The organism is Bradyrhizobium sp. CSA112 (genome assembly GCF_029051645.1).
Lineage (GTDB): Bacteria > Pseudomonadota > Alphaproteobacteria > Rhizobiales > Xanthobacteraceae > Bradyrhizobium.
This window is the reverse complement of sequence record NZ_JAACFS010000015.1, coordinates 47,668-60,649: the sequence shown is the minus strand read 5'-3', so window position 1 is coordinate 60,649 and position 12,982 is coordinate 47,668. Positions and strand designations below refer to the sequence as shown.

The 12,982-nt window shown below is 63.3% G+C and carries 14 protein-coding genes; 5 read left to right on the top strand and 9 right to left on the bottom strand.

Going from position 1 to position 12,982, the window contains the following annotated elements; all coding sequences use genetic code 11:
* Positions 1-70: 70 nt before the first annotated feature.
* A complete protein-coding gene (locus GWE18_RS23455; RefSeq protein WP_275188065.1) occupies positions 71-607 on the bottom strand; it encodes a hypothetical protein in 537 nt (178 codons plus the stop codon).
* A gap of 150 nt (positions 608-757) precedes the next feature.
* Entirely contained in the window at positions 758-1,381 is a 624-nt protein-coding gene (locus GWE18_RS23450) for a 2-hydroxychromene-2-carboxylate isomerase (RefSeq protein ID WP_275188064.1), read from the bottom strand.
* 276 nt (positions 1,382-1,657) lie between these two features.
* On the opposite strand from GWE18_RS23450, the gene GWE18_RS23445 reads away from it, so the two are divergent.
* The 5 genes from GWE18_RS23445 (at position 1,658) to GWE18_RS23425 (ending at position 4,238) form a co-directional block, all read left to right on the top strand.
* A complete protein-coding gene (locus tag GWE18_RS23445) occupies positions 1,658-2,029 on the top strand; it encodes an AtpZ/AtpI family protein (RefSeq protein WP_275188156.1) in 372 nt (123 codons plus the stop codon).
* A gap of 70 nt (positions 2,030-2,099) precedes the next feature.
* The gene (locus GWE18_RS23440; protein ID WP_275188063.1) at positions 2,100-2,855 is read left to right on the top strand and encodes a F0F1 ATP synthase subunit A; all 756 of its coding nucleotides are present in this window, start codon (positions 2,100-2,102) and stop codon (positions 2,853-2,855) included.
* A 54-nt stretch (positions 2,856-2,909) separates the two neighbouring features.
* A complete protein-coding gene (locus GWE18_RS23435) occupies positions 2,910-3,140 on the top strand; it encodes a F0F1 ATP synthase subunit C (protein WP_016847054.1) in 231 nt (76 codons plus the stop codon).
* A gap of 59 nt (positions 3,141-3,199) precedes the next feature.
* Positions 3,200-3,748, top strand: a complete 549-nt coding sequence (locus GWE18_RS23430; protein ID WP_275188062.1) for a F0F1 ATP synthase subunit B' — start codon at positions 3,200-3,202, stop codon at positions 3,746-3,748.
* A 4-nt stretch (positions 3,749-3,752) separates the two neighbouring features.
* Entirely contained in the window at positions 3,753-4,238 is a 486-nt protein-coding gene (locus GWE18_RS23425) for an ATP F0F1 synthase subunit B (protein WP_275188061.1), read from the top strand.
* A gap of 66 nt (positions 4,239-4,304) precedes the next feature.
* On the opposite strand, the gene GWE18_RS23420 is transcribed toward GWE18_RS23425, so the two are convergent.
* The 7 genes from GWE18_RS23420 to paoC all read right to left on the bottom strand — a co-directional run bounded on the left by GWE18_RS23420 (position 4,305) and on the right by paoC (position 12,979).
* Positions 4,305-4,916, bottom strand: a complete 612-nt coding sequence (locus GWE18_RS23420) for a hypothetical protein (RefSeq protein ID WP_275188155.1) — start codon at positions 4,914-4,916, stop codon at positions 4,305-4,307.
* Positions 4,917-5,048: 132 nt separating this feature from the next.
* Entirely contained in the window at positions 5,049-5,636 is a 588-nt protein-coding gene (locus tag GWE18_RS23415; RefSeq protein ID WP_057850145.1) for a GNAT family protein, read from the bottom strand.
* A 209-nt stretch (positions 5,637-5,845) separates the two neighbouring features.
* Complete coding sequence (locus tag GWE18_RS23410) at positions 5,846-7,135, bottom strand: pitrilysin family protein (RefSeq protein WP_275188060.1); 1,290 nt, start codon at positions 7,133-7,135, stop codon at positions 5,846-5,848.
* Positions 7,132-8,550 (bottom strand): threonine synthase, encoded by a 1,419-nt coding sequence (thrC, locus tag GWE18_RS23405; protein ID WP_275188059.1) that lies wholly within the window; start codon positions 8,548-8,550, stop codon positions 7,132-7,134. Before thrC ends, GWE18_RS23410 begins: the two co-directional genes overlap by 4 nt.
* A 243-nt stretch (positions 8,551-8,793) precedes the next feature.
* The gene (locus GWE18_RS23400; protein ID WP_275188058.1) at positions 8,794-10,065 is read right to left on the bottom strand and encodes a lipoprotein-releasing ABC transporter permease subunit; all 1,272 of its coding nucleotides are present in this window, start codon (positions 10,063-10,065) and stop codon (positions 8,794-8,796) included.
* 152 nt (positions 10,066-10,217) lie between these two features.
* A complete protein-coding gene (locus tag GWE18_RS23395; RefSeq protein ID WP_275188154.1) occupies positions 10,218-10,613 on the bottom strand; it encodes a cupin domain-containing protein in 396 nt (131 codons plus the stop codon).
* A 161-nt stretch (positions 10,614-10,774) separates the two neighbouring features.
* On the bottom strand, positions 10,775-12,979 hold the full coding sequence (gene paoC, locus GWE18_RS23390; RefSeq protein WP_275188057.1) for an aldehyde oxidoreductase molybdenum-binding subunit PaoC: 2,205 nt from the start codon (positions 12,977-12,979) through the stop codon (positions 10,775-10,777).
* Positions 12,980-12,982: the final 3 nt, after the last annotated feature.

Sequence of the window (12,982 nt, the reverse complement as noted above, 5' to 3'; positions counted from 1 at the left end):
ATCGTGCTAGATAGAACGGCCGCGGCGTATGGGTCCCTGCGTTCGCAGGGACGACAGCCGAAACTATCCGTCAAATCTTGCCGTTGAGGTCCCGCTGCACCCGGTTGGCCATCTCGATCAGGCGACGCCAGGCCCGCTCCAGGAATGACATCATGCGATCCATGTCGCGGTCGCTCGGCAGCGGGATTTCGATCTTGCGCTCGCCCTCCGCCACCTTCGGCTCGCCCTTCTTCAGCGAATCCGATTTCGGCAGCGGCTCTTCGATCTTGCCGCTCACGGTGGGCTCGCGCGCGGCGAGATCTGCCTTGAGCTTTTCATTCTCGGCCTGCAGCCGGCCAATATCAGCTTGCAGCCGGCCGATTTCCGCGTCCATCGCCGCGCGCTCGTCGGGCACGGCATAGCAGGCCCAGCCCGCACCCGAATTGTTGCAGGTCGAGACCGCGCCGGTGCGGGTGTCGAGGCGGAGCACACCATCGCCGGCCGGCGACAGCGCGTAACGGCCGTTTTCGCTCTCCGGCATTCCCGCAACGGCGTATCCCGTGCCGGCGAGACACGCGGCCAGCACGACGAGCCTTAAGAATTTCGAGGACGATTTCGCTGTGCTCATGGGCTTGCTCCCGCCTCAGGACGGTACCGTTTCCTCGACCGCCGGGGCGCTTTCAAGGCGCGCCAATAGCGTTTTCGAGCCAAAGCCTGCCCCGGACCTGATCCGGGGTGGATACCGGTTCGCGTAAAGAAAACGCGTCGAAACAAATAACTAGATTCTAGAGCTATAGGGCGCGCGGGCGGACTTCAACGCATCTTCCAGCAATTCGAGGCGATCCTGTCCCCAGAACACTTCGCCCTCCAGCACATAGACCGGCGAGCCGAACACGTCGGCCGCCAGCGCGTCCTGCCGGTTCTGCTCATACGCTGCGCTGATTTCCTCCGAGCCGGAGCGCTCCACCAACTGCCTGCCGGGCAGCCCCGATTCGTCGGCGAGTTTCGCAATCGTTGCGGGATCGGCGAGATTGAGCTGATCCTCCCAGACGCCGGCAAAGGCCCGTCGCAGATATCGGTCGGGGTCGAAGCCGGCCTCGAGCGCCGCGATCACCACGCCGTCCGCGAGCCGGGCGTTGAACGGCCAGTTGGCCGGCTGCAGGTGAAATTTCAGTCCGCGCTTGTCGCGCCAGCGCTGCAGTTCGACCATCCGGTAGCGCTGCCGGACCGGGTGACGCCTCATCAACGGCAAGCCGCCGGTCTCCGAGAACAGGTCGACCAGCACCACCGGCCTGTGATTAACCTTGAGATCGTAAGTACTTACGATATCCCGAAACGACTGATGCCCGATATAGGCCCAAGGCGATTGGAGCGAGAAATAATAATCGACCTGACGCGGCATGCGGGCTCCGGGGGACGAGGATTTTCGCTTCATTCGGAGTATCCCAACAGACCGCCCAAAGGGGCGCAAGATCGATCCTTGCAAGAATGGCTGCTGCACTGCGATGTCGGTCCACAGGGTCGCGGACGCCGACGGAATAACTCCAATCAAATCAATGCAATAACTGGTTACGGCCTAATCTTGACTTGAATAGACGCGGTAAGTATGGTCCGCGCGGCTTTCAAGGGTGACGGGCGTAATTTCCATCAACCGTTGGCATCGTTTAATGTCTTGGGCATGGCCGAAGACAAGAACGACAACGCAGGTGGGAATCGCGATCAGCCGTCTTCCGACGAAGCTGCGCTTTCCGCAAGGCTCGGAAGTCTGGATCAACGGTTGTCCGAAATTCGCGACAGCCGGAAACTCAGGACTGATCAACCCGGAACTGAAAGCGGAGACAGGGCTGCCAGAGCATCTGCGATGGCGCTGGGTTTCCGGCTTTCCTCGGAATTGGTCGCGGGCGTTGTCGTCGGAGCGGCGATTGGCTGGGGGTTCGACCGTTTGTTGTCGACATCGCCGTTCGGTTTCATCGTGTTTCTGCTGCTCGGCTTCGTCGCCGGCGTGGTGAACGTGGTGAGATCTGCAGGCGTAGCTTCCCGCAGGCGCTGAGCTTCGACCGGGAAGTCACGACATTTGAAATTCGATTGCCGGCCAGGCCGGTGGATAAAGAGCCGCGCGGATGAAAATCGACCCGATCCACCAGTTCAATATCGAACCCCTCTTCACGATCGGCCATATCGGCAACCAGACGATCGCCTTCACCAACTCGTCGCTCTACATGTTCCTCTCAGTAGCGGTGATCTCGCTATTGATGATCGGCGGTATGGCGAAGCGGCAACTGGTTCCCGGGCGGCTGCAGTCGATCGCAGAAATCTCTTACGAGTTCGTCGCCTCGACGATCCGCAGCACCGCCGGTGCGGAAGGCATGAAGTTCTTCCCGCTGATCTTCTCGCTGTTCATGTTCATCTGCATCTCGAACCTGATCGGCATCATCCCCTACACGTTCACGGTTTCGAGCCATATCATCGTCACCGCGGCGCTTGCCTTCCTGGTTTTCTTCACGGTCCTGATCTACGGGATCTACAAGAACGGCTTCAAGTTCTTCAAGATTTTCGTGCCCTCCGGCGTGCCGATCTACATCCTGCCGCTGGTCATGTTCATTGAAATCCTGTCGTTCTTCCTGCGGCCGGTCTCGCACAGCGTGCGTCTATTCGCCAACATGCTGGCCGGTCACATCGCGCTGAAGGTGTTCGCGGGCTTCGTCGCCATGCTCGGCGTCTCGCTTGGCGCCGTCGGCTGGATCGGCGGCGTGCTGCCGCTCGCGCTCACCGTCGCGCTGACCGCGCTCGAACTGCTGGTCGCATTCCTGCAGGCCTACGTGTTCGCGATCCTGACCTGCATCTATCTCAACGACGCCATTCATCCGGGACACTAAGCGGTCCGGGGAATTTCCACCCACCCTTTGTCTTATCCTCAAGGAGCTCTAGAAATGGAACCGGCAGCAGCTAAACTTATCGGCGCGGGCATCGCATGCATCGGCATGGGCGGCGCGGGCGTCGGCGTGGGCATCATCTTCGGCAATTACCTCGCCGCAGCGGTGCGCAATCCTTCGGCTGCGCAGGGCCAGTTCGGCAACCTGATCTTCGGCTTCGCCGTGACCGAAGCGCTCGGCATCTTCTCGCTGCTGATCGCGCTGCTGCTGCTGTTCGTTCCGCTCTGAGCTGCACCCTACCGCGCCGCCCGGCCCGGGCGGCGCGCTGACAGCAACAGGAGAACCCCGTGGCTGAAAAAAGTCATGGTACCGGCGCCCACACCGGAGCAGATGGCGGACACGGCGGAGGATTTCCTCCGTTCGAGTCGAGCACGTTTGCTTCGCAACTGGTGTCGCTCGTTATCGCGTTCGTCGCGCTCTATGTGATCGTTTCCCGTATCGCGCTGCCGCGCGTCGAAAGCGTGATCGACGCGCGTCAGAACGCGATCGAGGGCGATCTGGCGGCGGCGCAGAAACTCAAGGACGAGTCCGACGCTGCGCTGAAGGCGTATGAGACGGAACTCGCTTCGGCGCGTTCCCGCGCACAGGCGATCGGCAACGAGACCCGCGAGAAGCTGAATGCGGCCGCGGAAGCCGAGCGCAAGACGCTGGAAGACCAGCTCGCCACAAAGCTGGCCGCCGCCGAGAAGCAGATCGCGGCGACGCGGGAAGCCGCGATGAGCAATGTCCGCGGCATCGCAGCGGACGCAGCCGGCGCGATCGTGCAACGGCTCACCGGCGAGCTGCCCGACAAGAAGACGGTGAGCAAGGCCGTCGATGCTTCGTTGAAGGGATAGACCGATGTTCACCGAACCGGAAACCTGGGTCGCAATCGCCTTCGTCATCCTGATGGTGCTGTTTGCCTATCTCGGCATCCACAAGACGGTGCTGACGGCGCTCGACCATCGCAGCGAACGCATCAAGGCCGAGCTTGACGACGCCCGCCGTCTCAAGGAGGAGGCCGCCAAGCTGCTCGGCGAGTACCAGACCCGCCGGGCCAGCGCCGAGCGCGAGGCCGAGGAAATCATCGCCAACGCCAAGGCGGAAGCCGAGCGCATTGCGACCGAGGCCAAGGCCAAGATGGAAGACTTCGTCGTCCGCCGCACCAAGACCGCCGAGAGCAAGATTGCCCTCGCCGAGGCCCAGGCGCTGGCCGACGTCCGCGCCGCCGCCGCCAACGCCGCGGTCGAAGCCGCCTCGAACATCCTGTCGCAGTCGGTCAAGGGCTCGGTCGCCGACGACCTGCTCGCCAAGGGCATTGCCGAGGTTCGCGCCAAGCTGAACTGAGCGTTTTCAATCAACCAAAAAAAGCCGGCGCGAGACGATCGCGCCGGCTTTTTTGTTGCTTCTTCTTTATTGCTTTTTCTTGCGCGGCGCCGGGCGTTCGGGTTTCAGGGCCTGCGGGTCGAAACCGATATAGAAGATGTAGCTGTCGCCGACGGCGCCGGGGGGCGCCGGGTAGGTGAGATCTTCGGCCACCAGCGTGAACGGCTCGCTGCCGGTTTCGGTCATGTTGACGGTGGTCTGGTAGGCCTTGGTGGCGATGGTCTTTTCGGAAACGCCGCCCTGCACCACCGCGACCCGAATCGGGACCTGCACCGAGGGCGGCGCGCCGGCGGGACCCGCAATGACGCGGCCCTGAATGCCGATCCGCGCGGTGATCACCCCGCCATTGACGCTGCATTCGCGGGCCATCTTGGTGATCGTCGCCTGAAAGCGCAGGTCGTTGCCGACCGGCTGCTTGCCGGGCGGGGCCACCGCATAGGTCGCCGCGCCGGCCCGGACCGTGACCGGCGGGCAGGTCAGGTCGCCGGTGTCCTGGGCTTCCGGCGCCCCGGGCGCGGCCGCGGCCGGCTCCTCCGACTTGCCGCCGAACAGGCTCTTGAAACGATCGGTCAGTGATTGCGCCGATGCCGGTGCCGCCGTCAGGCAGGCCAGCCCGCCTGCGACCGCCGCCGCAACCATCACCTTGGCCAAACGATTGTCACCCATGCGACGTCCCAAAATCCCCTCGTCTCACGTCATTGTTCCCGGCGGCGTTATAGCAGCCCAATGGCGGCGAACCCAAGGCACCCAAAAGGCTTAGAAATCAATGGTTCAGCCGCGGAAATCCTCATGCAGCAGGCCGAACAGCAAATGGTCCTGCCAGACGCCGTTGATGCAGAGATAGCGCCGCGCCAGCCCCTCGCGGGTGAAGCCGCATTTCTCCAGCACCCGGATCGACGGTGAATTGGAGGGAATGCAGGCGGCCTCGATACGGTGCAGATTGAGCTCGCCGAACAGCGTCGGCAGCAGCACCCGCAACGCTGATGTCATGTAGCCGCGATGGGCGTAGGGCTCGCCGACCCAATAGCCGATGGTGCCGGCCTGCACGATGCCGCGGCGGACATTGGCCAGCGTGATGCCGCCGATCATGGCGCCGTCGGATTCCCGGAAAATGATGAACGGATAGGAGCGGTCGGCGGCGATATCCTCGGCGTAGCGGCGCAGCCTTCGGCGGAAGCCGGCGCGGGTCAGATCGTCAGATGGCCAGATCGGCTCCCATGGCGTGAGGTAGGCGCGGCTTTGTTCGCGCAACTGCGCCCATTGCACGAAGTCCGACATCTGGGGAGCGCGCAGCAACAGGCCGTGGCCGCGCGGTACGAGCGCGGCTTGTCCGCTGGTTGGCAAACGAAACAGGGCCATGCCCTTTACTCCCCGCCCTAACCACCTCTCCCTCGCCCCGCTCTTGCGGGGAGTGGGTCGGGGTGAGGGGCTGCTTCCGCGCATTCGATTTCGCGGAGAGTCCCCTCACCCGGCACTTCGCCGTAGCCGAGGCTGTCGCCTCGGCGTTTGCTTGGTACGGCCGCCGAAGGCGGCCTATGCTCTCCCCGCACGCGGGGAGAGGTGAAACGCTAATGTAGCAGCGTCTTCGCCTTCGACCTGGTCAATCCTTCCGCAAAAGACACCGCTGTGTCCAGACCTCTGCCGCTGCCAAGTGCGACAACCGCCGGCCGGCTGCGGGACAAAAGCGCGTGCGCGGCGTTGCGGGTCGATTCGATGCTGACCGCATCGATCCTGGTAACCAGCTCTTCCACCGTCAGCGGCCGTCCATAAGCCAGCACGTGCCGCGCCAGTTGTTCGGCCCGTGACGAGCAGCTTTCCAGCGCCATCAAAAGCCCCGCCTTCATCTGCGCCTTGGCGCGGGCGATCTCGGCCTCGGTGAGGGTCTCCACGGCGTCGTTGATGACGTCGACGATGACTTCCATCATCTCTGGCGCGTCGCCGGGGTCGGTGCCGGTATAGAGCCCGAAAAAGCCGGTGTCGGTATAGGGCGCGTGGAAGGTGTAGATCGAGTAGCACAGGCCGCGCTTTTCGCGCACTTCCTGGAACAGCCGCGACGACATTCCGCCGCCGAGCGTGTTGGTGAATACCTGCAGCGAGAACAGCGACAAGTCGGTCTGCGGCACGCCTTCGAGCGCCAGCGTCAGATGCGCCTGTTCGAGGTCGCGGTGCACCACGCGCGAGCCGCCCTTGCCGAACATCGCCGGTTGCGGCTTCGGCGCGGGCGCCGCGTCGAAGTTGGCGAATTTTTGCGCCACATCCTCCACCACGCGCCTGTGATCGATGGCGCCGGCAGCGGCCACCACCATGTCGGGCCCGCGGTAATGCGTCGAGAGATAGCCGCGCAGCATGTCGCGATCGAAATTCTTCAGCGTCTTCGCGGTGCCCAGCAGCGAACGGCCCATCGGCTGGTCCGGAAAGCAGAGTTCGTTGAGGTGCTCGAACACGACGTCGTCAGGCGTATCCTGCGCCGCGCCGATTTCCTGCACGATGACGCTCTTCTCGCGCTCAAGTTCATCCGGCACGAATGACGGATTGGCGAGGATGTCGGAGAGCACGTCGAGCGCGAGCGGCACGTCGGCCTTCATCACCCGCGCATAATAGGCCGTCGTCTCGGTGGAGGTCCCGGCATTGAGGTCACCACCGACGGCCTCGATCTCTTCGACGATCTCGCGCGAGGAGCGCCTGGTCGTGCCCTTGAAGGCCATGTGTTCCAGAAGATGCGAGATGCCGTGCTCGTTCGGCTTTTCGTCACGGCCGCCGACCCCGGCCCAGACGCCGAGCGCTGCGGTTTCCAGATGTGGCATGATGTCGGTGACGACGGTCAGGCCGGACGGCAGCTTGGTCACTTCAACGCTCATCCGGCAACTCCCTGCTTCGCGGCACGGCTCACCGAGCGCACGAATCGCTCCACTTCGGCTGAATCGTTTTTCATCACCGTGATGTGTTCGGATTTGGTCATCAGGCCGTCGAGCCAGGCCGGCAGTTGCGGACGCACGCCGCAGGCGGCTTCCACCGCATCGGGGAACTTGGCCGGATGCGCGGTCGACAGCACGATGTTGGGAATCTTCGAATCCGATGTATCGCGATCCGCCACTGCCAGCGCCACCGCGGTGTGGGGATCGACGAGGTCGCCGGCCTCGCGCCACGCGGCGCGGATCGCGGCCGACGTCTCGGTCTCGTCGGCGCGGCCGGCATCGAACTCCTCGCGGATCGCGGCCAGCATGGCGTCCGGCAGCACGAAACGTCCGGACTGTTTGAGCGAGGCCATCAGCCGGCGAACGCTTTCGGCGTCGCGGCGGCTCGCCTCGAACAGCAGCCGCTCGAAATTCGAGGAGATCTGGATATCCATCGAGGGCGAAGCCGAGGCGTGAACCTCGCGCACCTCGTAGATGCCGGTCTTGAGCGTGCGCGGCAGGATGTCGTTGACGTTGGAGGCGATGCGCATCCGGCGGATCGGCAGGCCCATTTTCTTGGCGACATAGCCTGCGAAGATGTCGCCGAAATTGCCCGTCGGCACGGTAAAATCCACCGTGCGCGCGGGCGCGCCGAGCGCTGTGGCGGAGGTGAAATAATACACCACCTGCGCCACGATCCGCGCCCAGTTGATCGAGTTGACGCCGGACAGCGAGACCGCGTCGCGAAAGCCATGGTGGTTGAACATCGCCTTCAGGATCGCCTGGCAATCGTCGAAGGTGCCTTCGATCGCCAGCGCATGTACGTTGGACGCGCCGGTCGTCGTCATCATCCGCCGCTGCACGTCGGAGATGCGGCCGTTCGGGAACAGCACGATCAGATCGACATTGTCGAGGCCGGCGAAGGCATCGACCGCGGCGCCGCCGGTATCGCCTGACGTGGCGACCACGATGGTGGTGCGCTGATTGCGCTTGGCCAGCACGTGATCCATCAGCCGCGAGATCAACTGCATCGCGACGTCCTTGAACGCCAGCGTCGGGCCGTGGAACAGCTCCAGCAGGAATTGATTGGGCCCGATCTGGTCGAGCGGCACGACGGCGGGATGGCGGAACGTCGCGTAGGCCTCATTCGCCATGCGGCCGAGGTCGGCATCGGAAATCTCACCCGCCGCAAACGGCTTGATCACGTCGACCGCGACTTCCCAATAGGGCCGGCCGAAGAAAGAGGCGATGGTCGCCTGCGAGAGCTCCGGCCAGACCTCCGGCACGTAGAGGCCGCCGTCGCGGGCGAGCCCGGTCAGCATCACATCGCAGAAACCCAGGACGGGGGCTTCCCCCCGCGTCGAAATATAGCGCGTCAAACTACCCTCCAAAGGCGCCAGCCCTATGCCAAGCCTTTGATATCAATCGTGTATTAGATTTCGCCAAGCGCGAAGCGAGCGGCACCATAAAGCGTTTTTGGGCGAAGGGGAAATGGCTCGAGGTGAAAAAAGATTGGGGTAGGGCTAGGTCTCGCCAAGCAACTGCTGTCGTCCCTGCGAAGCGAACGCAGGGACGACGATGGACCGTCAGTCCAGAGCAATGCGGAGCCCGCACGCGGCCCGCTACCCATATCGAAGAGCCTCGACCGGATCGAGCCGCGCAGCGCGCCACGATGGATAGAGCGTCGCGAGGAATGACAGCGTCAACGCCATGATCACAACGGCGGCGGTCTCGCCAACATCGATCTCCGCCGGCAGCTTCGACAGAAAGTAGAGCTTTGGCGGAAACAATTCGGTGTTGGTGAGCCAGGACAGGAATTGCCTGATAGCTTCGATGTTCAGGCAAACCAGCATGCCGACGAGAAGCCCGGTCAGCGTGCCGACCACGCCGATCGCAGCACCTGCGATCAGGAACACCCGCATGATCGCTCCTCGCGAGGCGCCCACGGTGCGCAGAATGGCGATATCGCTGCCCTTGTCCTTCACGAGCATGATCAGGCCTGAAACGATATTCAGCGCGGCGACCAGCACGATCAAGGTCAGAATCAGAAACATGACATTGCGCTCGACCTGAAGCGCGGCGAAAAAGGCCGAGGTGCGCCGGCGCCAGTCGACAAGAAACACCGGCCGCCCGGCGGCGTCTGTTACCGGCCTTCGGAATTCGTCGACCCTGTCAGGGCTGGCTTCGATGAAAATCTCGATTGCGCTCACGTCATCGGCGCGATTGAAATAGGCCTGCGCCTCGGCAAGCGGCAGAAAAACCATCACGGAATCATATTCCGACATGTCGAGGCTGAACACCGCCGCGACCTTGTAAGGCTTGATACGAGGCGCCGCACTCTTCGACGTCACCGCTCCGCTGGGCGCGACCAGCGTGATGTTGTCGCCGGCACGCAGCGACAATTGATCGGCAAGCCTGCGTCCGATGGCGACCCCTTGTCCCTGCTCAAATGCATCCAGCGAACCCTGCTGGATGTTGCTGACGATCGAGGCGAGTTTGTTGAGATCATCGGGGCGAATGCCGCGAACGAGTACCCCTGAGGCATTGTGCGCCGATGATGCCAGCGCCGGACCATCCACCACGGGAGCGGCAAGCCGTATGCCGGGAACCTGACTGATGCGCTCAGTGACGTCCTTCCAGTCCGTCAGCGGCTGTTCGAGTGGCTGCACCAGAAGATGGCCGTTCATGCCGACGATCTTGTCGATCAATTCCTTGCGAAAGCCGTTCATGACGGCCATCACGATAATCAGCGTCGCAACGCCGAGCATGATGCCGAGGAACGAGAAACCGGCAATGACCGAAATGAACCCTTCCCTGCGGCGCGCCCGCAAGTAGCGCCCGGACACCAGCCATTCGAATGATGAAAAAGGCAGCGGGCGCGGGGGATTTTCCATGGCCCCAACCATAGCGCGTTTTTGGCAGGATTCGAATGCTCACTCTAAGGAAGGAGGATCATCCACCGCCATATTCCACCGGTTCTTGAGACTTACGGGTCCCGAGTTTGCACGTCTGCATAACTTCGCCTGCGAAGAACGACGGCGGGCCATCAAGCCCGGTATTGCTCGTCGCTGACCTTTTCCATCCAGTCGACGGTCTTGCCGTCGAGCCGTTCCTGGATGGCGATGTGCGTCATCGCCGTGGTCGGCATCGCGCCATGCCAGTGCTTTTCGCCCGGCGGAAACCAGACGACGTCGCCCGGGTGAATTTCCTCGACACGGCCGCCCCAGACCTGGACCCAGCCGCGACCGGATGTGACGATCAAGGTCTGGCCTAAGGGATGGGTGTGCCATGCGGTCCGCGCGCCGGGCTCGAACGTGACGCTCGCGCCGGCGACGCGCGCGGGGTCGGCCGCCTGGAAGAGCGGATCGACGCGCACGCTGCCGGTGAAATATTCGAGAGGCCCTTTGCCGGAGGGCTGTGAACCGCTTCGCCTGATTTCCATCGTTCCGTTCCTTGGCTTGGCCGGGACAGCCGGCGTTGTTCCTGCCGCCAACACCGCAAGACCGGTGGTGGCGAGCAGGCATCTTCGCGTGATCATGGTGCTTCCCCTGGAGACGCTTGCGTCGGGCCTGGAAGATTCGCGGCAGCGCCGCGATCCCGCGCTCACCCCACGTCCGGCATCTGCTCCAGCAGCTTGTCGAGCGTGATCGGATAATCGCGGACGCGCACGCCAGTCGCGTTGTAGACCGCGTTAGCAACCGCTGACGCCACGCCGCAGATGCCGAGCTCGGCGACGCCCTTGGCCTTCATTGGCGACGACATCGGATCGGTCTCGTCGAGGAAGAACATTTCCTGGCGCGGGATGTCGGCATGAACAGGCACTTCGTAAGCAGCGAGATCGTGGTTGACGAAAAAGCCTTTCCGCTTGTCGACCACGAGTTCCTCCATCAGCGCCGCGCCGACGCCCATGGTCATCGCGCCGATCACCTGGCTGCGCGCCGTCTTCGGATTGAGGATGCGGCCGGCGGCACATACCGCGAGCATGCGGCGCACGCGGATTTCAGCGGTCGCGGCATCGACGCCGACTTCGACGAAGTGCGCGCCGAAGGTCGATTGCTGGTACTTCTTGTCGAGATCGCCGAATTCAACTCCGTCTTCGGCCGTGAGCCCAGCATCGGCCGCGGCTTCCGCCAGCGGCACGCGGCGATTGCCCGCGCGCACCTCGCCATCGGCGAACTCGGCCTCCGCTGAATTGAAGCCGAGTTTCTGGGCCACCGCCTCGCGCAGCTTGACGCATGCCGCATAGACGCCTGCCGTGGAACTGTTGCCGCCAAACTGCCCGCCGGAGCCTGACGACACAGGGAAGGTCGAATCGCCGAGACGTACGACCACCTTCTCCAGCGGGACGCCCATCATTTCGGCCGCGGTCTGCGCGATGATAGTGTAGCTGCCGGTGCCGATGTCGGTCATGTCGGTCTCGACCGTTACGATACCGCTGCGGTCGAGCCGCACGCGCGCGGCCGACTTCACCACCAAATTGTTGCGGAATGCGGCGGCCGTACCGATGCCGATCATCCAGCGTCCGTCACGGACCCTGCCCGGCCGCGGATCACGCTTGCTCCAGCCGAACCGCTCGGCGCCTGTGCGGAAGCATTCCGTAAGTTGACGCTGCGAGAATGGCCGCGTCGGCCTTTCCGGATCGATCTGGGTATCGTTGAGGATACGGAACTCGATCGGATCGAGCCCGAGCTTCTCGGCCATTTCGTCGATGGCGATCTCCAGCGCCATCATGCCCGAAGCCTCGCCCGGCGCGCGCATCGCGTTGCCTTCGGCGAGGTCGAGCGCCGCGAGGCGGGTTGCGGTCATGCGGTTGGCGCCAGCATAAAGCAGCCGCGTCTGGCTGACCGCGCCTTCGGCCCTGCCGTCGGGCAAATTGCCGGACCACTCCTCATGGCCGATCGCCGTGATCTTGCCGTCCCTGCTAGCGCCGATGCGAATGCGCTGGATGGTCGCCGGACGATGCGTTGTATTGTTGAACATCAGCGGGCGCTGCAGCGCCACCTTCACCGGCCGCCCGACGACGCGCGCGCCAAGCGCCGCGAGCAGCGCATCTGAACGCAGGAATAGTTTGCCGCCGAAGCCGCCACCGACAAAGGACGAGACCAGGCGAACATTCTCCTTGGGAATATCGAGTGTCTTCGCTACGTCGCCTACTCCCCAAGCGATCATCTGGTTCGAGGTCCAAAGCGTGAGCTTGTCACCGTTCCATGCTGCAATCGAGGCATGCGGCTCCATCATCGCATGCGCCTGATCGGGCGTGGTATAGGTGGCATCGAGTCGCACCGGCGCTGCCGCGAATGCGCGGTCAAAATCACCAACCGCAGTATCGGCAGGACCGCCGAACGGAGCCCGGGGCTTACCCGTGTCCTTGACCGCTTCAAGATCAAACGCGCCCTCCGCCTTGACATAATCGACGTGGACGAGTTCCGCACCGGCGCGTGCTTGCTCAAAGCTATCGGCAACCACAAGCGCGATCGCCTGATGATAGTGTTCGATCTCGGGGCCGCCGAGCAGTTTGGCCGTGTTGCGATCGCCTTTGCCGAGCTTGCCGGCGTTTTCGGCCGTGATAATGGCGAGCACGCCGGGCGCAGCCTTGGCCTTGCCGAGGTCGATGCTGGCGATCCGTCCCTTGGCGATTGCCGAACCGACCACGTAGCCATAGGCCGGGTTCGAAACAACGTCGTGGCGTTCATAGGCATAGGGAGCCATGCCCGTTGTCTTGAGTGGGCCATCGATGCGGCTCAATGGCTTACCGATCACCTTGAGCTGGTCGATCGGATTGGTCGTAGCGGCGGTTTCGAACTTCATGAT